The following is a 21,489-nucleotide window of genomic DNA, read 5'->3' as shown; positions in this document are numbered from 1 at the left end:
CCGTGACGAGCCGCCGGCGGGTGAGCGGCACGAACGGCTCGGACGGTACAGGCGACTCGCGCGATCGGGGCGGCTCAGTCGCGCAGCACGTAGCGCTGGTCGCCGTGCCAGCCGCCCCGCTGCGGCTCGGGCTCGGGCGCGTCCAGGTCCTCCGGGAGCAGGCTCCACAGGATGAGGTCGCTGCGGCTCTCCACGACGACCTCGCCGGACCCGCCGGACTCGCCCCGGACTATCCAGGCGCTGCGCAGCACGCCCTCGCTGATGCCGCCGATCTTCTGGGCGACCTGCTGGGCCGCGGTGTTCCCGGCGGCGGTGCGCAGCTCCAGGCGCAGGAAGTCGCGGTCCTCGAACAGCCACTGGCTGACGCCGAGGACGGCCTCGGGCGCGTAGCCCTCGCCGCGGGCCCAGGAGGCGGTGACGTAGGAGATCTCGGTGCTGCGCAGGCGCCAGTCGGTGTTGCGCAGTTCGACCAGGCCGACCAGGCGCTGGGTGAGGTGCTCGGTGACGGCGAAGACGATGCCGCGGCCGGCGGCCCGGTGGGCGGGGGCGAGGGTGCGGGCGAGTTCGGTCGCGTACGCCTCGGTGAAGGGGTGCGGCAGATCGGTCCAGGCCAGGACGAGTTCGTCCGCCATCATCGTGGCCAGGCCGGGCGCGTCGTCCTCCGCAAGGGGCCGCAGCAGAAGCCGTTCGGTGCTGATGGCGGTCTCGGGGAAGCTCGCTGCCATGCCGTCTCTCCTCGCCGGGTCGTGAACACAACACCGTACGCCCCCGCCGTGCCCCGGGTGTCACGCGGTGCGCCGCCCGCACGACGGTACGTCAGAACGCCGCCGACCAGGGCGCCCCGGGTGCATCCTGCCCGACCGGGCCCCCGCCGAGGTGCGGCGGGGGCCCGGTCGGGGTCAGGGCGTGGATCGGACCGCGGCTCAGAAGGCCGGGATGACCGAGCCCTGGAAGGTGTCGTCGATGTACTTCTTGACCTCGTCGGAGTGCAGCAGCTCGGCCAGCTTCTTCACGCGCGGGTCGTTCTCCTTGCCCTTCTTCACGGCGAGGATGTTGGCGTACGGGTTGCCCTCGGCCTTCTCCAGCACCAGCGCGTCGGTGGCGGGCTTCAGGCCGGAGTCGAGCGCGTAGTTGCCGTTGATGACGGCGGCGTCGAGGTCGGCGATGGAGCGGGGCAGCTGGGCGGCCTCCAGCTCCTTCCACTTGAGGTTCTTCGGGTTGCCCGTCACGTCGGCCGGGGTGGCGGCGGTGGTGACGCCGTCCTTCAGCGTGATGAGCTTGTTGTCGGCGAGCAGCTTGAGCGCGCGGCCCTCGTTGGTGGCGTCGTTGGGCAGGCCGACGGTGGCGCCGTCCGGCAGGTCGGCGATCGACTTGACCTTCTTGGAGTAGACGCCGAGCGGCTCCAGGTGCACGGGCTCGACCGAGACGATGTCGGTGCCGTGCTTCTTGTTGAAGTCCTCCAGGTACGGGACGTGCTGGAAGTAGTTCGCGTCGGCCGAACCGTCCTGCACCGCCGTGTTGGGGGTCACGTAGTCGGTGACCTCCTTGATGTCGAGCTTGAGGCCCGCCTTGGCCGCGAGGTTGTCCTTGACGTACTTGAGGATCTGCCCGTGCGGGGTGGGGCTGGCGATGACCTTGAGCGGCGCGTTCGGGTCCGAGGAGGAGGACCCGGAGCTGCCGCACGCGGCCAGCGAGAGGGCGATGCCGGCGGTGGCGAGGATGCTGGTGAACTTCAGGGCGTTGCGCACGAAAAGTGCCTTTCTGCGTGATACGGGGAGCCGTGGTCCGGTGTCGGACCCGGGAGGTCTAGGGGGCGACGAGGTCCTCGTCGGGGGCGGCCGGTCCGGCCGGGGTGCGGCCCAGCAGGCGGGTCCGGCCGCCGGTGCCGCCGCGGTTGGCGAGGCGCCGGACGGCGAAGTCGCCGATCAGCTGGACGGCGGTGACGAGGATCACCAGCTCGGCCACGATGACCCACATGAAGGCGGTCTCGAAGCGCTGGTAGCCGTAGTTGACGGCGAGCGTGCCGAGGCCGCCGCCGCCGACCGTGCCGGCCATCGCGGAGTAGCTGATCAGCGTGATGATCGTGGTGGTCACCGAGGCGGCGATGCCGGGCAGCGCCTCCGGGAGCAGCGTCTTGCGGACGATCGTCCAGGTGCTGCCGCCCATCGCCTGGACGGCCTCGACCAGGCCGCGGTCGACCTCGCGGACGGAGGTCTCGACCAGGCGGGCGAAGAACGGGATGGCGCCGATGGTGAGCGGCACGGTCGCCGCCTGCCAGCCGATGGAGGTGCCGACCAGCCAGCGGGTGAAGGAGATCAGCGCGATCATCAGGATGATGAACGGCACCGAGCGGGCGATGTTCACCACGAAGGCGATCGACTTGTTGACGGCCCGGTTCGCCAGCAGCCCGCCCTTGTCGGTCAGCACCAGCAGGATGCCCAGCGGCAGGCCGAGCAGCACGGTGACGGCCGTGGAGACGCCGACCATCTGGAAGGTCTCCTGCGTGGCGGGCCCCATCAGGGCCCACATCTGGTCCCAGGTCATGCCACCGCTCCGTCCGCCGCGCCCAGTACGTCCACCTGTAGGCCCTGCTCGCGCAGGTAGCCGATCGGCACCACGTTGTCCTGGTGGCCGCCGGAGAGCTCGACCCGCATCCGGCCGACCATCCGGCCGGCGATGGTCTCCACCGCGGCGCCGAGGATGTTGATGTCGATCTGGTAGGTGCGGGCCAGCTGGGAGACGAAGGGCTGGGCCGAGGAGTCGCCCTGGAAGGTGATCTCCAGCACGGTCGAGCCGGGGTGGCCGGTGCCGAACTCGCTGAGCGGGAACAGCTCGCGGGCCAGCTCGGAGCCGGGCTCGGCCAGCAGGTCGGTCAGCCTGCCGGACTCGACCACCCGGCCACCGCGCATCAGGGCCGCGGAGTCGCAGACGGACTTGATGACGTCCATCTCGTGGGTGATCAGCAGGACGGTGAGGCCGAGCTGCTGGTTGAGGTCGCGCAGCAGCTTGAGGATCGAACGGGTGGTCTCCGGGTCGAGCGCCGAGGTGGCCTCGTCGGAGAGCAGCACCTTGGGGTCGCCGGCCAGGGCCCGGGCGATGCCGACGCGCTGCTTCTGGCCGCCGGAGAGCTGGTTGGGGTAGCTGCGGGCCTTGTCGCCGAGGCCGACCAGGTCGAGCAGTTCGGCGGCCTTGCGGCGGCGCTGGGTGCGGTCCAGTCCGATGATCTCCAGCGGAAGCTCGACGTTCTGCTGGACGGTCCGCGAGGAGAGCAGGTTGAAGTGCTGGAAGACCATGCCGATCCGGCGCCGCGCCTCCCGCAGTTCCCGGCCGGCCCGGTTCTCGCCGCCGGACAGCGCGGTCAGCTCGACCCCGTCCACCGTGACGGTGCCGGAGGTCGGACGCTCCAGCATGTTCACGCAGCGGATGAGGGTGGACTTGCCGGCGCCGCTGGTGCCGACGACTCCGTAGACCTCGCCAGGGCGGACGTGCAGGTCGACGCCGGCGAGGGCGCTCACCTCGCGGCCTCGGGAGCGGTAGACCTTCGTGAGGTCCGTGGTGGTGATCACAGCTGCTTCCGTGGGTCGGGGGCGGGCGGCGGGCGGCCGCCCGACCGGGGTGCGGTCGGCGACGTGCACGGCGCTTCGCCAGGGGGATCCGGACCTGCCACCTCTTGATCGTGGCCGCTGCGCGGCCGGGCCGCGCGACGGCGTGGCCCTTACGAGTCATCGGGCGCGAGTCACGGGCACGAGTCGTCGTGGACGACCACCCGCCCATGGGTGGGCAGGCGGGGAGAAGGGGTGTGGCAGGCTGGGCGCGCTCGCACGGACGGGAACGACGCCGGGTCTCGCTTCGGGGCGCGAGGTGGGGGCACCCTCAACCGGGTGCCGGGGGCGGTGGCCCTCAGCGGTGACACATTCGACGGCACATGGCGCGCTCACCTGCCGGCAGGGTGCCGGTGGGGGTCCATTTCGTCGTCGCAGTCATGTGAGCCAGTAAATCAGATGGGTCGATTTGGACCCAATTACTTGGATGTGATGTCCGCAATGCGGACACCCGACGCCGCCACCAGCGACGATACGGCTCGGCGCCGCCACCGGAGTGTCCGGATGGTGGCGGCGCCGTGCGGGCCGGAACGGGCGGAGGGCTCAGGCGGTCGCGGCGAGCGACACCACGGCGGGCTTCTCCAGGTGCACCAGGCTGAGCCGGTCGGTGACCGGCTCGACCGCGGACTGCCGGTAGCCCAGGCGGGTGTACAGCCGCAGGTTGCCGAGGCTGCGGTGGCCGGTGAACAGGCGGTAGGAGGTCACCGGACGGCCGTCCTCGGCGAGGCGGCGCTCCAGCGCGTCCAGCAGCCGGCCGCCCAGGCCGTGCCGCTGCATCCTCGGGTGGACGACCAGGCGCCCTATCCGGCCGACGCCCTCGGCGTCGACGTGACCACGGACGGTGCCGACCACCTCGTCGCCCAGCCGGGCGACCAGGACGTACTGCCCGGACAGTTCGGCGCGCAGGCTCTCCAGGCTCTGCGTCAGGGGCTCGATCGCCCAGTCGCCGTACAGCTCCGCCTCGGGCTGGTAGCCGAGGTACTGGAGCTTGAGGATCTGCTCCGCGTCCTCGGCGTCCGCCGCCGAGATGATCACGCTCATGCCCATGTGCTGGGGCCTCCCCATCGTCGTGCCCGGCGCGCAAACGTGAGGGTGACGCACCGGATGCCCTGCCGGAGATGTCCCGGCCGGGGATCTGCCCTGACCGGGGGTGGCGCACGAACGTACCAGCCGCGCGGCCCGGAAGTGCCCGGGTCGACGGCGACGCGCTCACGCTCAGTATCCGAGCGATCGCGGCACCGTCAAGAGCTACGTTCGCCAGCGCTCTACCCGCGTGTCAGCTGCTCTCAACCTTCGGGGCGTTCGACGTGGCGAGGGTCACGCGGGGGTGGGGCAGGTGGTGGGGCGACTGGTGGGCGCCGCGCGCGGGGCGTGGCCGGGGGCGGCGACGGCTCGACGTGGCGAGGGTCACGCGGGGGGCGGAGGTCGGTGGCGGCGGCCGATGGCGGCGGCCGGGCGTGCGGAACGTCACCCGGGCGGAGCCGCCTCCGGGGTGATCCGCATGCGGAGCGTCACCAGCGGCTCACGGGTACCGCTCGGCATGGAGGAGGATCCGCAGGCAGGCGAGGCAGCGGGAGCGGGTCGGCCCGATCGAGCCGCGCGGCATGCCGAGGCGTTCGGAGAGCTCCCGGTAGGTCGGCGGCGGATCCTCGGCGAGGGCGGCGACCAGCTCGGGGCAGCGGCCCGGCAGGCCGGCCACGGTCTCGCGGACCACGCGGCGGCGGCGTTCGGCGAGGAAGACGTCCTCGGCGGAGGGGACGGGCGGAAGGGTAGTGCACACACCGTGCATGACGGGCCGGGGCGGGCCGGGTTACGCCCGACCGGGGGTGCGGACGCCGGAGGGGCGCGACGGTCGGACCGTCGCGCCCCTCCCCCGCAGACCGGCGGTCAGCCCTGGATCCACTCCTGCTGCCGCGCCAGGTCCGCCTTCACCTCGGCGAGCTGGACCGCCACCGCCGACGGCGCGGTGCCGCCGCGCCCGTTGCGCGAGGCGATGGCGCCGTGCACGCTGAGCACCGACCGGACCTCGGGCGTCAGGTGCACCGAGATCGCCGCGAACTGCTCGTCCGTCAGGTCGGACAGCTCGATGCCCTCGGCCTCGCAGACCTTGACGCAGGCGCCGGCCACCTCGTGCGCGACCCGGAACGGCACGCCCTGCCTGACCAGCCACTCGGCGATGTCGGTGGCGAGCGAGAAGCCGGCCGGGGCCAGCTCCTCCAGCCGCTCCCGGTGCACGGTGAGGGTGGCCATCATCCCGGTGAACGCGGGCAGCAGCACCTCCAGCGTGTCGCAGGAGTCGAACACCGGCTCCTTGTCCTCCTGGAGGTCCCGGTTGTAGGCGAGCGGCAGGGCCTTGAGGGTGGCCAGCAGGCCGGTCAGGTTGCCGATCAGCCGGCCGGACTTGCCCCGGGCGAGCTCGGCGATGTCCGGGTTCTTCTTCTGCGGCATGATCGAGGAACCGGTGGAGAAGGCGTCGTGCAGCGTGATGAAGCCGAACTCCTTGGTGTTCCAGATGATCACCTCCTCCGCGATCCGGGAGAGGTTGATGCCGATCATCGCGGTCACGAACGCGAACTCGGCGACGAAGTCGCGCGAGGCCGTGCCGTCGATGGAGTTGCCGACCGAGCCGCCCTCGAAGCCGAGGTCGGCGGCGACGGCCTGCGGGTCGAGGCCGAGCGAGGAGCCGGCCAGCGCCCCGGAGCCGTACGGGGAGACGGCGGTGCGGACGTCCCACTGGCGCAGCCGCTCGGCGTCCCGGCCGAGGGCCTGCACGTGCGCGAGGACGTGGTGGGCGAAGAGGACGGGCTGGGCGTGCTGGAGGTGGGTGCGGCCCGGCATCGCGGTGTCCGGGTGCGCCTCGGCGAGGCCGACCAGGGCGTGCTGGAGGTCGAGCACCAGGGCGCCGATGGTCTTCGCGTGGTCCCGCAGGTACATCCGGAACAGGGTGGCGATCTGGTCGTTGCGCGAGCGCCCGGCCCGCAGCTTGCCGCCGAGGTCGGCGCCGAGGCGCTCCAGCAGGCCGCGCTCCAGGGCGGTGTGCACGTCCTCGTCGGCGACGGTCCCGGTGAAGGTGCCCGCCTGGACGTCGGCGAGCAGCTGGTCGAGGCCGGCCAGCATCGCGGCGAGCTCGTCGTCGGAGAGCAGGCCGGCCTTGTGCAGGACCCGGGCGTGGGCCTTGGAGCCGGCGATGTCGTACGGCGCGAGGCGCCAGTCGAAGTGGACCGAGGCGGAGAGCCTGGCCAGCGCCTCGGACGGGCCGTCGGCGAAGCGCGCGCCCCAGAGGCGGACGTCGGCGGTCTGGTCGGCGTGCTGGTCGGCGGACATCGCGTGGGCTCCTGACGGGGAAGGGGGGTGGGGACGGGAGGGGATCAGGCGAGGTCGCGGCGGGCGGCGAGCTTCGAGGACATCCCGAAGATCTCGATGAAGCCCTTGGACATCGACTGGTCGAAGGTGTCACCGGTGTCGTAGGTGGCGAGGTTGAAGTCGTACAGCGACTGGTCGGACTTGCGGCCGTTGACCACGGCCCGGCCGCCGTGCAGGACCATCCGGATCTCGCCGGTGACGTGCTGGTTGGCCTCGTTCACGAAGCCGTCCAGCGCGCGCTTGAGCGGGGAGAACCAGAGGCCGTCGTAGACGAGTTCGGCCCAGCGCTGCTCCACCTGCCGCTTGTAGCGGGCGAGTTCGCGCTCGACGGTGACGTTCTCCAGGGCCTGGTGGGCGGTGATCAGGGCGATCGCGCCGGGGGCCTCGTAGATCTCCCGGGACTTGATGCCGACCAGCCGGTCCTCGACCATGTCCAGCCGGCCGATGCCCTGGGCGCCGGCCCGCTCGTTCAGCTCCTCGATGGCCTGGAGGACGGTCACCTTGCGGCCGTCGATCGCCACCGGGACGCCGGCGTCGAAGGTGATGACCACCTCGTCGGCCTCGCGCGGGGCGGCCGGGTCCTGGGTGTAGTCGTAGACGTCCTCGATCGGGGCGTTCCAGATGTCCTCCAGGAAGCCGGTCTCGACGGCCCGGCCGAAGACGTTCTGGTCGATCGAGTACGGGGACTTCTTGGTGGTGGCGATCGGCAGGCCCTTGGCCTCGGCGAAGGCGATCGCCTTGTCCCGGGTCATCGCGTAGTCGCGCACCGGGGCGATGCACTTCAGGCCGGGGGCCAGGGAGTTGATGCCGACCTCGAACCGGACCTGGTCGTTGCCCTTGCCGGTGCAGCCGTGCGCGACGGTGGTGGCGCCGTGCTTGCGGGCAGCGGCGGCCAGGTGCTTGACGATGACCGGCCGGGACAGCGCGGAGACCAGCGGGTACTGGCCCTGGTAGAGCGCGTTGGCCTTGATCGCCGGGAGGCAGTACTCGTCGGCGAACTCGTCGCGGGCGTCCGCGACCTCGGCCTCGACGGCGCCGCAGTCCAGCGCGCGCTGACGGATCGCCTCCAGGTCCTCGCCGCCCTGGCCGACGTCGACGGCGACGGCGATGACCTCGGCGCCCGTCTCCTCGGCGATCCAGCCGATGCAGACGGAGGTGTCCAGTCCGCCCGAGTAGGCGAGTACGACGCGCTCGGCCACGGCTTTCTCCTTACAGCTCTACGTACAGGGTTTCCGTACAGGTTTACGGCGACAGGCATAAGTATGCACTACTCCGTATGAAACACAAAACCCCGGCCGGGGAAGTTCTCCACCGGTCGGGGTTTCGTGTCGTGGCGCGTCGTTGTGCGTCGTGACGCGTCGGGGTCTCGCGTCGTGGCGCGCTACTGCGCCTTCGCCTGGGCGAGTTGCATGAGGTGGTCGGCGAGCGCCTGGCCGCCCGCCGGGTCCCGGCTGATCAGCAGGACGGTGTCGTCGCCGGCGATGGTGCCGATGATCTCGAACACCTCCGCCTGGTCGATCGCCGAGGCGAGGAACTGCGCGGCCCCCGGAGGGGTGCGCAGCACCACCAGGTTGCCGGAGGCCGTCGCGGAGACCATCAGCTCGCCGGCCAGCCGGGCCATCCGGCCCTCGCTGGCCGACTCGCCCATGGGCGCGCGCGGCGTGCGGTCGCCGCCCTCCGCCGGGACGGCGTAGATCAGCGCGCCGTCCCGGTTGCGGATCTTGACCGCGCCCAGCTCGTCCAGGTCCCGGGAGAGGGTCGCCTGGGTGACCACGAGTCCGTCGTCGGCGAGCAGCTTGGCGAGCTGGCTCTGCGAGCGCACGGGCTGGCGGGTGAGCAGGTCCACGATCCGCCGGTGCCGCGCGGTGCGGGTCTGCGGCACCTGCGGCGACGGGCCTGCGGCGGACGGGCCGGAGTGGGAAACGGTCATGTGGTTATTCTCCCGGACAACGGTCAGCTCGCATCGGCCGGGGCGCCCTCGCGCACCGCCCGCAGGACGCCCGGCAGAGCGGCGAGGAAGGCGTCCGCCTCCTGCTCGGTCAGCACCAGCGGCGGGGCCAGCCGGACGGCGTCCGGGACGGCCGCGTTGACCAGGAAGCCCGCCTCCTGCGCGGCGGCCTGCACCCGCACCGACACCGGCTCGGTGAGCACGATGCCGAGCAGCAGCCCGGCGCCGCGCACGTGTGAGACCAGCGGGTCGCCGATCGCCTCGACGCCCTGGCGCAGCCGCTCGCCGAGCTTGCGGACGTGCTCCAGCAGGCCCTCGGACTCGATGGTGTCCAGGACCGCGAGCCCGGCCGCCGCGGCCACCGGGTTCCCGCCGAAGGTGGTGCCGTGCTGGCCCGGGGTGAGCAGTTCGGCGGCCTCGCCGAAGGCCAGCACCGCGCCCATCGGCAGCCCGCCGCCGAGCGCCTTGGCGAGGGTGACGACGTCCGGCTCGACGCCCTCGACGGCCTGGTGGGCGTACCAGTACCCGGTGCGGCCGACGCCGGTCTGGATCTCGTCCAGGATCAGCAGGGTGCCCGTCGCCCGGGTGATCTCGCGGGCCGCCCTCAGGTAGCCCTCGGGCAGCGGGATGGCGCCGTTCTCGCCCTGGATCGGCTCCAGGAAGACCGCCGCGGTCTCGGTGGTGACGGCCGCGCGCAGCGCCTCGACGTCGCCGAACGGGACGTGCGTGACGTCGCCGGGCAGCGGGCGGAACGGCTCCTGCTTGGCCGGCTGGCCGGTGAGCGCGAGGGCGCCCATCGTCCGGCCGTGGAAGGCGCCCTGGAGGGCGACCAGGTGGGTGCGGCCGGTCCGGCGGCTGATCTTGAACGCGGCCTCGTTGGCCTCGGCGCCGGAGTTGCAGAAGAACACCCGGCCGCCCTCCCGGCCGTCCAGCCGCAGCAGCCGCTCGGCGAGGGCGATGGTCGGCTCGGCCATGAAGAGGTTGGAGACGTGGCCCAGGGTGGCGATCTGCCGGCTGACCGCCTCGACGACCGCCGGGTGGGCGGTGCCGAGGGCGTTGACGGCGATGCCGCCGAGCAGGTCGGTGTACTCCTTGCCGTCGGCGTCCCAGAGCTTGGCGCCCGCACCGCGCACCAGCGCGATCCGCGGGGTGCCGTAGTTGTCGGTGAAGGCGTGCTGCCACCGGCCGGTCAGTTGCTCGTTCGCGGTCATGCCAGTCCCCCGGTCACGGTCTGTTCGTCGTCCGGCACGACCATCGTGCCGATGCCCTCGTCGGTGAAGATCTCCAGCAGCAGGCTGTGCTGCACCCGGCCGTCCAGGACGCGGGCGGTGCCCACCCCGGAGCGGACGGCGCGCAGGCAGCCCTCCATCTTGGGGAGCATGCCGCTGGCCAGGCTCGGCAGCAGCTCCTCCAGCTCGCTCGCGGCGAGTTGGCTGATCACGTCGTCGGAGTTCGGCCAGTCCGCGTAGAGGCCCTCGACGTCGGTCAGGACCACCAGCATCTCGGCGCCCAGCGAGACCGCCAGGGCGGCCGCGGCGGTGTCGGCGTTGATGTTGTAGACGTGGCCGTCGGCGCCGCGCGCGATCGAGGAGATGACCGGGATCCGGCCGTCGGCGATCAGCGCCTTCACCGCGCCGGCCTCGATGTTGACGATGTCGCCGACCAGGCCGATGTCGACCTGCTCGCCGTCCACCACCGCGTACCGCTTGACCGCCGTCATGGTGTGCGCGTCCTCGCCGGTCATGCCGACGGCGAACGGGCCGTGCTCGTTGAGCAGGCCGACCAGTTCGCGCTGCACCTGGCCGGCCAGCACCATCCGGACCACGTCCATGGTCTCGGGGGTGGTGACCCGCAGGCCGTTGGTGAAGCTGGACTCCAGGCCGAGCCGCTCCAGCTGGGCGCTGATCTGCGGGCCGCCGCCGTGCACCACGACGGGGTGCAGGCCGGCGTAGCGCAGGAAGACGACGTCCTGGGCGAAGGCCGACTTGAGGCTCTCGTCCACCATGGCGTTGCCGCCGAACTTGATCACGACGGTCTTGCCGTGGAAGCGCTCCAGCCACGGCAGCGCCTCGATCAGCGTCATCGCCTTGGGCAACGCGGTGTTGTTGCGGGCCTGTTCGCCCTTGGGTGCGATCTTCACGGGTGTCCCTCGTCCGAACGGGTGTCGCGCATCGGGTGTCGCGGATCAGGTGTCGCGCATCGGTGGCGCGCGTCACCTGTCGGGCATCAGGTCGAGTAGGCGCTGTTCTCGTGGACGTAGTCGGCGGTGAGGTCGTTGGTCCACAACGAGGCGCTCGCCGTACCGGCGTTGAGGTTCGCGGTGATGACGACCTCGCGGCCGGCCATGTCCACCAGGGTGCGGTCCTCGCCGACGCTGCCGTCCTTGCAGACCCAGACGCCGTTGATGGCCACGTCCAGCCGGTCCGGCTCGAAGGCGGCGTCGGTGGTGCCGATCGCGGCCAGCACCCGGCCCCAGTTGGGGTCCTCGCCGTGGATGGCGCACTTGAGCAGGTTGTTGCGGCTGATCGTCCGGGCGACGTCGACGGCCTCCTGCTCGGTGGCGGCGCCGGTGACGTCGATCCGGATGTCCTTGCTGGCGCCCTCGGCGTCGGCGATCAGCTGGCGGGCCAGGTCGGCGCTGACGGTGCGGACCGCCTCGGCGAACTCGGCCTCGTCCGGGACGACGCCGGAGGCGGCCGAGGCCAGCAGCAGCACGGTGTCGTTGGTGGACATGCAGCCGTCGGAGTCGATCCGGTCGAAGGTGGTGCGGGTGGCGCCGCGCAGCGCGGTGTCCAGGGCGGCGGAGTCCAGGTCGGCGTCGGTGGTGATCACGACCAGCATGGTGGCCAGGCTCGGGGCGAGCATGCCCGCGCCCTTGGCCATGCCGCCGACCGTCCAGCCCGCCGGGCTGGTGACCTGGGCGGTCTTGTGCACGGTGTCGGTGGTCTTGATGGCGATCGCGGCGGCCTCGCCGCCGGTCGCGCTCAGCTCCCGGGCGGCCAGCGCGACGCCGGGCAGCAGGACGTCCATCGGGAGGCGCTCGCCGATCAGGCCGGTGGAGGCGACGGCGACCTCGCCGGCGTTGAGCTCCAGCTCCTCGGCGACCTTCTCCGCGGTGGTGTGGGTGTCCTGGAAGCCGAGCGGGCCGGTGCAGGCGTTGGCGCCGCCGGAGTTGAGGACCACTGCGGACACCTGGCCGCCCTTGAGGACCTGCTCGGACCAGACGACCGGCGCGGCCTTGACCCGGTTGGCGGTGAAGACGCCGGCGGCGGCGAGCGCGGGGCCGTCGTTGACCACCAGGGCGAGGTCCGGGGTGCCGGAGGCCTTGATGCCGGCGGTCACACCGGCGGCCCGGAAGCCCTTGGCGGCCGTCACGCCCACGTTCGTACTGTTGCTCACGGTGCGACTCCGTTCACGGGAAGGCCCAGCTCCTCGGGCAGGCCCAGGGCGATGTTCATGCTCTGCACCGCGCCGCCCGCGGTGCCCTTCACGAGGTTGTCGATCGCGCTGATCGCGATGATCCGCCCGGCGGTGGCGTCCAGCGCGACCTGGACGAGGGCGGTGTTGGCGCCGTAGACGCTGCTGGTCTGCGGCCACTGCCCCTCGGGCAGCAGGTGGACGAACGGCTCGTCCGCGAACGCCTCGGTGTAGGCGGCGCGCAGGCTCTCGGCGGTCACGCCGGGCCGCGCCTTGGCGGAGCAGGTGGCGAGGATGCCGCGCGGCATCGGGACGAGGGTCGGCGTGAAGGAGACGGTGACGGGCTCGCCCGCGACCGGGGTGAGGTTCTGCACCATCTCCGGGGTGTGCCGGTGCACGCCGCCGACGCCGTACGGGCTGACGTTGCCCATGACCTCGCTGCCCAGCAGGTGGGTCTTGGCGGCCTTGCCCGCACCGGAGGTGCCGGAGGCGGCGACCACGACGGCCTCCGGCTCGGCGAGCCCGGCCGCGTATGCCGGGAACAGCGCCAGGGACACGGCCGTCGGGTAGCAGCCGGGCACGGCGATCCGGTTGCTGCCCTTCAACGCGGCCCGGTGGCCGGGGAGTTCGGGCAGGCCGTAGGGCCAGGTGCCGGCGTGCGCGGAGCCGTAGAACTGCTCCCAGTCGGTGGCGGCGCGGAGCCGGAAGTCGGCGCCGCAGTCGACCACCAGGACGTTGTCGCCGAGCGCCTCGGCGACGGCGGCGGACTGGCCGTGCGGCAGCGCCAGGAAGACCACGTCGTGGCCGGCCAGCACCTCGGGGGTGGTGGGTTCGAGGACGCGGTCGGCGAGCGGGATCAGGTGCGGCTGGAGCGCGCCCAGCCGGGTGCCCGCGTTCGAGCCGCCGGTCAGCGCCCCGATCTCCACCTCCGGGTGGCCGAGCAGCAGGCGCAGCACCTCGCCGCCCGCGTATCCGCTCGCGCCGGCGACGGCGACTCGCAATGCCATGGCGTTCCTCCTTTGTTGTGGCATGAATATACGCAGCACGGAACATTCATGCAAGGAGCTGCGGTCAGGACCCCGAAGAACGCCCGAAAACCGCCCTGCGTCCGCCCGGCCGGGCCGCCACCGGCCCACGACCGACCCTCCCCCGACCGGGCGGACGCCGGACTACCGCTTGACCGCGCGCAGCACCACGAACTTGGGGTTGCCCGCCACCAGCTGGCAGTTCCCGAAGAGACGCCGCAGCTTGACGTGGTAACCGAGATGGCGGTTGCCGACCACCCACAGCTCCCCGCCCGGCCGCAGCGCCCGCCGGGAACCGGTGAACATCCGCCAGGCGGTGGCGTCCGTGGTGGCCTGGTGCGAGTGGAACGGCGGATTGTTCAGGACGAGGTCCACCGAGCCCGCGGGCGCCACCTCCGGCGCCAGCGCGTCGGCCGTCAGGAACTCCGCCCGGGCGTCCGGGCCCAGATTGGCGCGGAAGGTCTCCTCCGCCGAGGCCACCGCCTGATGGGACTCGTCGACGAACACCAGCTCCGCACCCGGCCCGGCCAGCGCGGCGGCCGTGCCGACCACGCCGTTGCCGCAGCCCAGGTCGACCACCCGGGCCCCGGGCGCCGGGGTCGGCAGGTGGCCGAGGAAGAAGCGGGTGCCGATGTCGAGGCGCTCGGCGCAGAACGTGCCGGCGTGGTTGACCACCGTGCGCCCGGACACCGCTCCGACGTCCGGCGGCAGCGCGTAGCGGTGCGGCCACGGGCTGGGGCCGGGATCCAGCGCCGGATCCGGGGTGCAGAAGATCAACCGGGCCTTGCGGGCGGCGAGCGAGGTGCGGGTCGGGCCGAGGATCCGCTCGAAGAGCTGGAGCGTGGAGGTGTGGATCTCGGCGACCATGCCGGCGCCGACCACCACCGTGCCCGGGTGGACGGCGGGGGCCAGCCGGTGCAGCTGGTCCTCCAGCAGGGCCAGGCTCTTGGGCACGCGCACCAGCAGGACGTCGATCCGCTCCGGCGGGGCGTCCCGGGTGGTCAGCAGCCGGGCCGGGTCGACGGTGGCGCCGACCCGCGCCAGGTTGGCCAGGGTGGCCTGCCGGCCGAGGTGGGAGTCGACGATCTGCACCGGCTCGTGGGCGGCCAGCGCGGTGGTCAACGCGCCCCAGCGGTCGCCCAGGACGACGATCCGGCGGCCGGCCAGGTCGGTCACGGTGCCGGCGGCGCTGTCCGCCTCGCCCGCGAGGTGGCGCAGCAGGTACTCGTCGGCCGCGTCCCAGGCCCGCAGCCGCTCACGCGGGTCCTCGGGGAAGCGGGTGAGGTCGAAGGCGCCCCACGGCGTGCTGAACAGGGTCGCCGCGGCGGGCGTGATCTCGGGATTCATCGTGTTCTCAGGCTATCCGACGGCCCGACGGGGAACCGTTTCGACGGATACTGGAAGAGCCCGGCCGAGAGGGGTGAGGGCGATGGACTGGAAGCTCGAAGTCGTGGTGGTCCCGGTGTCGGACGTGGACCGCGCGAAGCTGTTCTACGAGGAGCTGGTCGGCTTCACGGTCGACCACGACACCCGGTTGCGCGACGGGGTCCGGGTCGTCCAGCTGACTCCCCCGGGCTCCACGTGCTCCATCGTGGTGGGCACCGGGGTCATCGGGGCGCCGCCCGGATCCGTGAAGGGACTGCAGCTGGTGGTACCGAACATCGACAAGGCGCACGCCGAACTCGCGGCCCGCGGCGTCGAGGTCAGCCCGGTCCAGCACTTCGAGGCGGGCAGCCGGGTGGACGGGCACGGCGAGGCGTGGAACTCCTTCGTGTTCTTCAACGACCCGGACGGCAACGGCTGGGCGGTCCAGGAGGCTCCGCAGGCGGCCCGGATGGTGCCGGAGGCGGCGTAGCAGGCGCCGCGGGCTCAGGCTCGGGCTCGGGCTCAGGCTCGGGCTCGGGCGGCTTGGGTAGGCTCCAGGGATGGCTGAACACGAGGGAAGCGTGCGGGTGGACAGCTGGATCTGGTCGGTCCGGCTCACCAAGACGCGGGCGCTGGCCGCCGCCGCCTGCCGGGCCGGACACGTGCGGGTGAACGGCGAGCGGGTCAAGCCGGCCCAGGCGCTGCGCCCCGGGGACGAGGTGCGGGTCCGCGAGGAGGGCTACGAGCGGGTCGTCGTGGTGCAGAAGCTCATCCGCAAGCGGGTCGGCGCGACGGTGGCGGCGGACTGCCTGATCGACAACAGCCCGCCGCGGCCGCCGCGCGAACTCGTCGCGACGGCCGGCGAGCGGGACCGGGGCGCCGGTCGCCCGACCAAGCGGGAACGGCGCGACCTCGACCAGCTGCGCGGGCACTGATCCCGCCGGCGCGCGGTGTCGGCGCGTCCCGTCAGCGCGCGGTGTCGGCGAGCACCTTGGCGAGGAACGCGTCCAGGTTGCCCACCGTCCGGTCGATCTGCCGCTCCAGCGGCAGCGACTCGTCGGGCCTGGTCACCAGGGCGGACTTCTTCAGCCCGCGCACGTACAGCGAGCAGGCGAGGTCGGCGCAGATGTACGTGCCGACGGTGTTGCCCTCCCGCCCGGCCGCCCCGGCCCGGCGGGCGGCGAGCAGCGCGACGCCGGAGCCCGCGTGCGCGGTGATGCACAGCGAGCAGACGTTGGTCTTGGTGAGGCTGCGGCGGATCGTCGGCACCCGCAGCGTCACGCCGACCGGCTCGCCGCCGTACGACGCCACCAGGTAGGCCCGGTCGGGCGCGCCCTGGTCCCGCCAGCCGAGGAAGTCCAGCTTCTCCCAGGGCAGTTCCGCCAGGCCCCGGGGGAGGTTGAGCCGACTGGCCTCGCCCTTGGAGCAGTTGACGAAGGACGCGCGGATCTCGTTCTCGTTCAGGGGTTCCATGCCGCGGAAGCTAACACCGGCCCGCCCGCGCTGTCGTGCCAATTTCTCCCGGTACGCACCGGGGAGGGTGACGGGCTGTCAGTGGCCGAGCCTAGGGTGTTCGCGAGGCCGGTCCCGGCGTAGGAGGGAGGCGCCGGGGCCGCCTCGTGAACCGGGGCTACTGCTTGAACGCGACGCCCGCGTAGGCGGAGACGTCCTGCCAGCCTTCGGGGAGTTCGGTGGTGGGGACGTGGCCGGGGGTGGGGCGCCAGAGCGGGAGTTGGACCAGGCCGGGGCCGGCGAACTCGAAGTCGCCGAAGAAGGGTTCGACGCCGGCGCGCGGGCGCAGCACCAGGGGGGCGCTGGCGCTGCGGTAGATGCGGGTGCCTTCGGCGGCGCTCTCCCGGGAGGCGAAGTCGGGGCTGCCGTGGGAGAGGATCAGCGCGCTGCCGGGGGCGAGCGCGTCGCGCAGGGTGCGGACGATCTGCTGGGCGCCGTCCTCGTCGCGGATGAAGTGCAGCACGGCGACGAGCATCAGCGCGACCGGCCGGGACAGGTCCACGGCGGCGAGCAGGCCCGGGTGGTCGAGGATGGCGGCCGGGTCGCGCAGGTCGGCCTCGATGACCGAGGTGTGTCCGGCGGGGTGGCCGGCCAGCAGGGCGCGGGCGTGGGTGGCGACGATCGGGTCGTTGTCGACGTACACCACCCGGGCGTCCGGGGCGACCCGCTGGGCGACCTCGCTGGTGGAACCGACGGCCGGGATGCCGGTGCCGATGTCGACGAACTGGCGGATGCCCCGGCCGGCGGCGAACTCCACCGCGTCGCCGAGGAACTGCCGGTTGGTGCGGGCCAGCAGCGGCAGCGCGGGGTAGGCGGCTATGGCGGCCTGGGCGGCCTTGCGGTCGGCCTCGAAGTTGTCCTTGCCGCCCAGGTAGTAGTCGTACATCCGGGCGGTGTGCGGGATGCCGGTGTCGAGCTCGCTCGGCGGCTGCCAGTCGTCCGCTCTGGCCCAGTCCCAGTCGGTGCCGGTGGCCTCGCCGACGGCTGCGCTGTCCTCGTGCATCCTGTTCCGCCCCCCTCTGCCGTGCTCACTGCCGGAAATGGCACCGCCGCGGCGGTCGGCGGGCCCGCCCGGTACGACGGGGGTGACCCGCGTCCGGCCCGGCCACCCTCCCGTGGCGTGCGGTGCGCCGTGATCGTATCCGACGACACGCCGGTGAAACAGCGGGAGTTCAGGTTTACGCAACACCCGGGCAGTGGAGTGTGTGCACGTCAATGGCGGTACCGGGACGCTCCTCGGATCGCCGTGGGTGGCCGCCGTCCCTATGCTGACTGCCGATGACTGCCGACCGCCGCACCGTACTGCGCACCGCCGTCCAGCTGGCCGCCCTGACCGCCGCCAGCGGGTTCCTCAGCGCGTGTGCCTCCGGCACCCCGCGCCGGGCCGACGCCGGGGGGCTCGCCGTGCACCCGGGCACCCTCGACCCGCAGCACACCACCGACCCGGCCTGGAACGGCGGCGAGGGCCCGGCCTCCCCCGTACCGTCCGCCCCACCGGAGCCGCAGCCCACCGGGGCCGACCCGACCGCCGGTACCGACCCGGCCACCGGCGCGGAGCCGGCCGCCGGGGCCGCGACGCCGCCCACACCCCCGCCCACGCCTCCGACGCCGCCGGTGCTGCCGCCGCTCGCCGCCGGCACCCCGGTCGAGGTGGTGAACGGGCCGCGCACCAGCAAGTTCGTGGCGCTGACCTGCCACGGCAGCGGCGATCCGAAGCAGGCCACCGCGCTGCTGGAGGCCGCCGAGCAGCGCGGCATCAAGCTGACCGTGATGGTCGTCGGCAGCTGGCTCGACCAGCAGCCGCAGATGGCCCGCCGGATCCTGGACGCCGGCCACGAGCTGGGCAACCACACCCAGAACCACCTCGACCTGTCGACGATGACGGCCGCCCAGGTGCACGACGAGATCGCCCAGTGCGCCGAACGGCTGCAGCGGCTCACCGGCTCGATCGGCCGCTGGTTCCGCCCGTCCGCCGCGCAGTACGCCACCCGGACGGTGCGCGAGCAGGCGAAGGCGGTCGGCTACGAGCACGTGCTGTCCTTCGACGTCGACCCGCGCGACTACAACGACCCGTCGGCCGCCGAGTTGCAACGCCGGGTGCTGAAGTCGGTGCGCGGCGGGTCGGTGGTCGCCCTGCACATGGGCCACCAGTGCACGGTGGACGCGCTGCCGGGCATCCTGGACGGCCTCGCCAAGGCGGGGCTGAAGCCGGTGACCGCCAGTCAGCTGTGCGCCTGACCGCTCTTCGGACCAGGAAAGACCGCGCCGGCCGAGGGGCCCGTTCAGCCCATCGGGTCGTCCGCCTTGTACGGGCGCATCCGCAGCGTCCGGGCGTCCGCCGCGCGGATCTCCGCGGCCCGGTTGACCAGTTCCTCCAGGTCGTCCCGCCCGGCGTGGATGAACCGGCCGTGCAGGCCGTCGAAGCGGCCGCGGGCGGCGTCCACGGTGACCGCGACCATGTACGGGATGGAGCCCCAGGTCTGCGTGTCCTTGAACATCGGCATGGCGGCGGTCATGTCGGTTTCGACCGCGCCGGGGCTGATGTCGAGGATGACGATGCCGTGGCGGGCCAGCGAGTCCGCCATGTTGTCGGAGAGCTGGAGCAGCGCGCCCTTGGAGGTGGCGTACGCGGTGTAGTGGCCGTCCGGGCGCAGGGCGAAGCCGGAGTTGAGGTTGACCACCCGGCCGCGCCGCCGGGACACCATGCCCGGCAGGACGCAGCGCAGCAGGTTGTAGGGGCCGCGCAGGTTGGTCTCGATCACCTGCCACCACTGGTTGGCGTCGGTCTCCCAGAGCGGCACCTCGGCGCGGTCGACCAGGCCGGCGTTGTTGATCAGCAGGTCGATCGGGCCGAGGTCGCGTTCGACGACCCGGACGGCCTCGCGGACGGCGCCGGCGCGGGTGACGTCGGCGGTGACGGCGACGCCGCGGGAGCCGCGCCGGGCGCACTCCTTGAGGGTGTCGGTCAGCGTCCCGTGGGTGCGGCCGACCAGGCCGACGGCCATGCCCTCGGCGGCCAGGCCAATGGCGATCTCCCGGCCGATTCCCCGGCCCGCGCCGGTGATCAGGGCGACCTGTCCTGTGAGCGATCCCGTCGGCACCGTGTGCTCCCTTCCCGTCCCCGGCCCCCGTCCGCGGCATTCTTCCGGCCGCCGCACGGGCGCGGCCCCGGGCGCACGGGCTGCGGGCCCGGCCTCACCCGTTCGGACGACTGCTCGCACTGGCACCCGGCCGGGGAGGGGGTGACCTACTGGCCGGTACGGAGTAGTAACGTCGTCGGGACGGTGACCGGTGCACCCATTCCGGCACACCGGCCCGTTGACCAGCAGCTCGCTGGGTCACCAGTCGCTGGGCGATCCCCAGCACCACCGAAGGGCAACTGAGTGAGTGACATCGCGCGCGTCGGAGTGATCGGCTGCGGCCTGATGGGGTCGGGCATCGCGGAGGTCTTCGCCCGGGCCGGGCTGGACGTCCTGGTGGCGGAGGCCAGCGGCGAGGCGCTGGAGTTCGGCCGTACCCGGCTGACCAACTCCCTGGACACGGCGGTCAAGCGCGGCAAGCTGAGCCCGGAGGATCGGGACGCGGCGCTGGCCCGACTGGCCTTCACCGTGGACCTGGCCGACTTCGCCGACCGCGACCTGGTGGTCGAGGCGGTCGCCGAGCGCGAGGACATCAAGGTCAAGATCTTCCAGACCCTGGACCAGGTGGTCGAGCGCCGTGACGCGATCCTGGCCTCCAACACCTCGTCGATCCCGATCGTGAAGCTGGCCGCCGCCACCTCCCGCCCCGAGCAGGTGATCGGCCTGCACTTCTTCAACCCGGCGCCGGTGCAGAAGCTGGTCGAGGTCATCCCGACGCTGACCACCTCGGCGGTGACCACCGAGCGGGTCGAGGCCTTCGCCTCCCAGGAGCTCGGCAAGGAGCCGATCCGCGCCCGCGACCGGGCCGGCTTCGTGGTCAACGCGCTGCTGGTGCCCTACCTGCTGTCCGCGGTGCGGATGTTCGAGTCGGGCGTGGCCACGGCCTCCGACATCGACAAGGGCATGGAGGCCGGCTGCGCCCACCCGATGGGCCCGCTGCGGCTGTGCGACCTGATCGGTCTGGACACCATCGTCTCGATCGCCGAGTCGATGTACGACGAGTACAAGGAGCCGCTGTACGCGGCTCCCCCGCTGCTGTCCCGGATGGTCGACGCGGGCTTGCTGGGCCGCAAGTCCGGCCGCGGCTTCTACGACTACACCGCGAGCGCCTGAGCACCGGCCGGTGGACGGCGGCGGGGCCCGGGAGCGAGGTGCTGCTCCCGGGCCCCGCTCGGCGTTGCGTCAGCTGTTGATGGCGTAACTGTCGCCGTAGACCTTCCACTTGAGCGGCGGGTTGAGGTCGAAGTTCTTCGCGTTGAGGAAGACCGACTGCTCGGTGTCGACCCGGCTGGTGTCGGAGTGGGCCTGCTCCTTCTTCATGACCACCTTGCGGGCGTCCAGGAAGGCCTTGAGGTAGGTGGCCTCGTCGCCGCCCTGGGCGGGGGTCTTGGCCTTCTTCAGGGCGGCGGCGCGGATGCCGCCGAAGCTGTCCGAGCTGTTGCCGGGGCCGTGCATGACGATGGCGTCGTAGTAGGCGAACTGGCCGAGCGCGCGCAGGCCGTCGGACTTGGCCTGGTTGACGGCGGGGTTGAAGTACACCCGGTCGCGCTCGTCGTTCTGGGCCTGCAGGAAGACCGTGTCCTTGGCGGCGGCGGCCCAGTCGTTGACGAAGGGGGTGCCGAGGCCGGCGTGCGAGGCGCTGCCGTTGACCTTCTTCAGGGCCGGCAGGTACTTGGCGAGGACGTTGCCCGGCTTGAGGTCGGTGTAGTGCTGGACGAGGTCCAGCATGTCGCCGGTGCCGGAGCAGAAGCCGATGATGCCGGCGGTGTAGCCGCGCCCGTCGCCGATGTCCTCGATGTACTTGTACTGGGCCTTCCAGTCCAGCGAGGAGTTCTCCGCGCTGGACACCAGCTGCATCGCGATGTCCTTCTTGTGCGGGTCGTCCAGCCCGACTCCCTTGAGCTGGACGGACGTCGCGGACGTCGGCGCGGCGGTGGCGGCGCCGGCGGCCGCGACCGTGAGGGGCGCGGCCACCAGGGCGGCGGCGAGGGCGATGCGGAGGGCACGGTTGTGCTGGGGACGCATACGATGCTCCGTTTCCTCGGGGGGTTAGGAAACTTTCCTAACGAGAATTAAGAGCCCTCCTTCCCCGTCCCCGCAAGGGTTTTGACAAAGTC

General features: G+C 72.5%; 22 protein-coding genes. 4 read left to right on the top strand and 18 right to left on the bottom strand.

Features of this window, described 5'->3' with window-relative positions; genetic code table 11:
* Positions 1-74: 74 nt before the first annotated feature.
* From ACFWPI_RS32795 to ACFWPI_RS32730, 14 genes are all read right to left on the bottom strand, one after another.
* A complete protein-coding gene (locus tag ACFWPI_RS32795) occupies positions 75-725 on the bottom strand; it encodes a GNAT family N-acetyltransferase (protein ID WP_380379932.1) in 651 nt (216 codons plus the stop codon).
* 198 nt (positions 726-923) lie between these two features.
* On the bottom strand, positions 924-1,748 hold the full coding sequence (locus ACFWPI_RS32790; RefSeq protein ID WP_063346836.1) for a MetQ/NlpA family ABC transporter substrate-binding protein: 825 nt from the start codon (positions 1,746-1,748) through the stop codon (positions 924-926).
* A 58-nt stretch (positions 1,749-1,806) separates the two neighbouring features.
* Positions 1,807-2,544, bottom strand: coding sequence for a methionine ABC transporter permease (locus tag ACFWPI_RS32785; RefSeq protein ID WP_363372851.1), 738 nt, complete (start codon positions 2,542-2,544; stop codon positions 1,807-1,809).
* Complete coding sequence (locus ACFWPI_RS32780; protein ID WP_063346838.1) at positions 2,541-3,566, bottom strand: methionine ABC transporter ATP-binding protein; 1,026 nt, start codon at positions 3,564-3,566, stop codon at positions 2,541-2,543. Before ACFWPI_RS32780 ends, ACFWPI_RS32785 begins: the two co-directional genes overlap by 4 nt.
* A gap of 579 nt (positions 3,567-4,145) precedes the next feature.
* Positions 4,146-4,649, bottom strand: a complete 504-nt coding sequence (locus tag ACFWPI_RS32775) for a GNAT family N-acetyltransferase (RefSeq protein ID WP_063346839.1) — start codon at positions 4,647-4,649, stop codon at positions 4,146-4,148.
* A 475-nt stretch (positions 4,650-5,124) separates the two neighbouring features.
* Positions 5,125-5,382 (bottom strand): hypothetical protein, encoded by a 258-nt coding sequence (locus ACFWPI_RS32770; protein WP_159398377.1) that lies wholly within the window; start codon positions 5,380-5,382, stop codon positions 5,125-5,127.
* A gap of 107 nt (positions 5,383-5,489) precedes the next feature.
* Entirely contained in the window at positions 5,490-6,926 is a 1,437-nt protein-coding gene (gene argH / locus ACFWPI_RS32765) for an argininosuccinate lyase (protein ID WP_363372855.1), read from the bottom strand.
* A gap of 44 nt (positions 6,927-6,970) precedes the next feature.
* On the bottom strand, positions 6,971-8,164 hold the full coding sequence (locus ACFWPI_RS32760; protein ID WP_380378653.1) for an argininosuccinate synthase: 1,194 nt from the start codon (positions 8,162-8,164) through the stop codon (positions 6,971-6,973).
* A 182-nt stretch (positions 8,165-8,346) separates the two neighbouring features.
* Positions 8,347-8,895 carry an arginine repressor gene (locus ACFWPI_RS32755; protein WP_063346843.1) on the bottom strand — a complete coding sequence of 183 codons (549 nt, stop codon included), beginning with the start codon at positions 8,893-8,895 and terminating at the stop codon, positions 8,347-8,349.
* 23 nt (positions 8,896-8,918) lie between these two features.
* The gene (locus tag ACFWPI_RS32750; RefSeq protein WP_380378650.1) at positions 8,919-10,124 is read right to left on the bottom strand and encodes an acetylornithine transaminase; all 1,206 of its coding nucleotides are present in this window, start codon (positions 10,122-10,124) and stop codon (positions 8,919-8,921) included.
* Positions 10,121-10,996, bottom strand: a complete 876-nt coding sequence (gene argB, locus ACFWPI_RS32745) for an acetylglutamate kinase (RefSeq protein WP_063350977.1) — start codon at positions 10,994-10,996, stop codon at positions 10,121-10,123. Before argB ends, ACFWPI_RS32750 begins: the two co-directional genes overlap by 4 nt.
* Positions 10,997-11,139: 143 nt before the next feature.
* The gene (gene argJ, locus ACFWPI_RS32740) at positions 11,140-12,294 is read right to left on the bottom strand and encodes a bifunctional glutamate N-acetyltransferase/amino-acid acetyltransferase ArgJ (protein WP_380378655.1); all 1,155 of its coding nucleotides are present in this window, start codon (positions 12,292-12,294) and stop codon (positions 11,140-11,142) included.
* Between the two features lie 14 nt (positions 12,295-12,308).
* A complete protein-coding gene (gene argC / locus ACFWPI_RS32735) occupies positions 12,309-13,337 on the bottom strand; it encodes an N-acetyl-gamma-glutamyl-phosphate reductase (protein WP_063346845.1) in 1,029 nt (342 codons plus the stop codon).
* A 162-nt stretch (positions 13,338-13,499) separates the two neighbouring features.
* Positions 13,500-14,702, bottom strand: coding sequence for a methyltransferase (locus tag ACFWPI_RS32730; RefSeq protein WP_380378649.1), 1,203 nt, complete (start codon positions 14,700-14,702; stop codon positions 13,500-13,502).
* A gap of 82 nt (positions 14,703-14,784) precedes the next feature.
* On the opposite strand from ACFWPI_RS32730, the gene ACFWPI_RS32725 reads away from it, so the two are divergent.
* Together ACFWPI_RS32725 and ACFWPI_RS32720 are read left to right on the top strand one after the other, a co-directional pair.
* Complete coding sequence (locus tag ACFWPI_RS32725) at positions 14,785-15,210, top strand: VOC family protein (protein WP_063346847.1); 426 nt, start codon at positions 14,785-14,787, stop codon at positions 15,208-15,210.
* 70 nt (positions 15,211-15,280) lie between these two features.
* Complete coding sequence (locus ACFWPI_RS32720; RefSeq protein ID WP_063346848.1) at positions 15,281-15,655, top strand: RNA-binding S4 domain-containing protein; 375 nt, start codon at positions 15,281-15,283, stop codon at positions 15,653-15,655.
* A 31-nt stretch (positions 15,656-15,686) separates the two neighbouring features.
* Here ACFWPI_RS32720 and ACFWPI_RS32715 read toward each other — a convergent pair whose 3' ends face one another.
* Entirely contained in the window at positions 15,687-16,193 is a 507-nt protein-coding gene (locus tag ACFWPI_RS32715) for an FBP domain-containing protein (protein ID WP_380378647.1), read from the bottom strand.
* 157 nt (positions 16,194-16,350) lie between these two features.
* On the bottom strand, positions 16,351-17,235 hold the full coding sequence (locus ACFWPI_RS32710) for an SAM-dependent methyltransferase (protein ID WP_380378646.1): 885 nt from the start codon (positions 17,233-17,235) through the stop codon (positions 16,351-16,353).
* A gap of 275 nt (positions 17,236-17,510) precedes the next feature.
* Here ACFWPI_RS32710 and ACFWPI_RS32705 point away from each other — a divergent pair, with 275 nt between their 5' ends.
* Entirely contained in the window at positions 17,511-18,470 is a 960-nt protein-coding gene (locus ACFWPI_RS32705; protein ID WP_079135471.1) for a polysaccharide deacetylase family protein, read from the top strand.
* A 44-nt stretch (positions 18,471-18,514) separates the two neighbouring features.
* Here ACFWPI_RS32705 and ACFWPI_RS32700 read toward each other — a convergent pair whose 3' ends face one another.
* The gene (locus ACFWPI_RS32700) at positions 18,515-19,333 is read right to left on the bottom strand and encodes an SDR family NAD(P)-dependent oxidoreductase (protein WP_063346850.1); all 819 of its coding nucleotides are present in this window, start codon (positions 19,331-19,333) and stop codon (positions 18,515-18,517) included.
* 282 nt (positions 19,334-19,615) lie between these two features.
* Between ACFWPI_RS32700 and ACFWPI_RS32695 the strand changes: the two genes are divergently transcribed.
* A complete protein-coding gene (locus ACFWPI_RS32695) occupies positions 19,616-20,485 on the top strand; it encodes a 3-hydroxybutyryl-CoA dehydrogenase (protein WP_380378644.1) in 870 nt (289 codons plus the stop codon).
* 69 nt (positions 20,486-20,554) lie between these two features.
* On the opposite strand, the gene ACFWPI_RS32690 is transcribed toward ACFWPI_RS32695, so the two are convergent.
* Positions 20,555-21,397 (bottom strand): chitosanase, encoded by an 843-nt coding sequence (locus ACFWPI_RS32690; protein ID WP_380378643.1) that lies wholly within the window; start codon positions 21,395-21,397, stop codon positions 20,555-20,557.
* Positions 21,398-21,489 lie beyond the last annotated feature (92 nt).

This window comes from Kitasatospora sp. NPDC058492 (assembly GCF_042720685.1).
GTDB lineage: Bacteria > Actinomycetota > Actinomycetes > Streptomycetales > Streptomycetaceae > Kitasatospora.
This window is presented reverse-complemented; position numbering and strand designations above follow the sequence as displayed.

What these genes read in the sequence shown, in the direction of transcription:
- ACFWPI_RS32795 (WP_380379932.1), bottom strand. Translation starts at nt 725, where the DNA reads ATGGCAGCGAGCTTCCCCGAGACCGCCATCAGCACCGAACGGCTTCTG.
- ACFWPI_RS32785 (WP_363372851.1), bottom strand. Translation starts at nt 2,544, where the DNA reads ATGACCTGGGACCAGATGTGGGCCCTGATGGGGCCCGCCACGCAGGAG.
- ACFWPI_RS32775 (WP_063346839.1), bottom strand. Translation starts at nt 4,649, where the DNA reads ATGGGCATGAGCGTGATCATCTCGGCGGCGGACGCCGAGGACGCGGAG.
- argH (WP_363372855.1), bottom strand. Translation starts at nt 6,926, where the DNA reads ATGTCCGCCGACCAGCACGCCGACCAGACCGCCGACGTCCGCCTCTGG.
- ACFWPI_RS32755 (WP_063346843.1), bottom strand. Translation starts at nt 8,895, where the DNA reads ATGACCGTTTCCCACTCCGGCCCGTCCGCCGCAGGCCCGTCGCCGCAG.
- ACFWPI_RS32750 (WP_380378650.1), bottom strand. Translation starts at nt 10,124, where the DNA reads ATGACCGCGAACGAGCAACTGACCGGCCGGTGGCAGCACGCCTTCACC.
- argB (WP_063350977.1), bottom strand. Translation starts at nt 10,996, where the DNA reads ATGACGCTGATCGAGGCGCTGCCGTGGCTGGAGCGCTTCCACGGCAAG.
- argC (WP_063346845.1), bottom strand. Translation starts at nt 13,337, where the DNA reads ATGGCATTGCGAGTCGCCGTCGCCGGCGCGAGCGGATACGCGGGCGGC.
- ACFWPI_RS32730 (WP_380378649.1), bottom strand. Translation starts at nt 14,702, where the DNA reads ATGAATCCCGAGATCACGCCCGCCGCGGCGACCCTGTTCAGCACGCCG.
- ACFWPI_RS32725 (WP_063346847.1), top strand. Translation starts at nt 14,785, where the DNA reads ATGGACTGGAAGCTCGAAGTCGTGGTGGTCCCGGTGTCGGACGTGGAC.
- ACFWPI_RS32720 (WP_063346848.1), top strand. Translation starts at nt 15,281, where the DNA reads ATGGCTGAACACGAGGGAAGCGTGCGGGTGGACAGCTGGATCTGGTCG.
- ACFWPI_RS32715 (WP_380378647.1), bottom strand. Translation starts at nt 16,193, where the DNA reads ATGGAACCCCTGAACGAGAACGAGATCCGCGCGTCCTTCGTCAACTGC.
- ACFWPI_RS32710 (WP_380378646.1), bottom strand. Translation starts at nt 17,235, where the DNA reads ATGCACGAGGACAGCGCAGCCGTCGGCGAGGCCACCGGCACCGACTGG.
- ACFWPI_RS32705 (WP_079135471.1), top strand. Translation starts at nt 17,511, where the DNA reads ATGACTGCCGACCGCCGCACCGTACTGCGCACCGCCGTCCAGCTGGCC.
- ACFWPI_RS32690 (WP_380378643.1), bottom strand. Translation starts at nt 21,397, where the DNA reads ATGCGTCCCCAGCACAACCGTGCCCTCCGCATCGCCCTCGCCGCCGCC.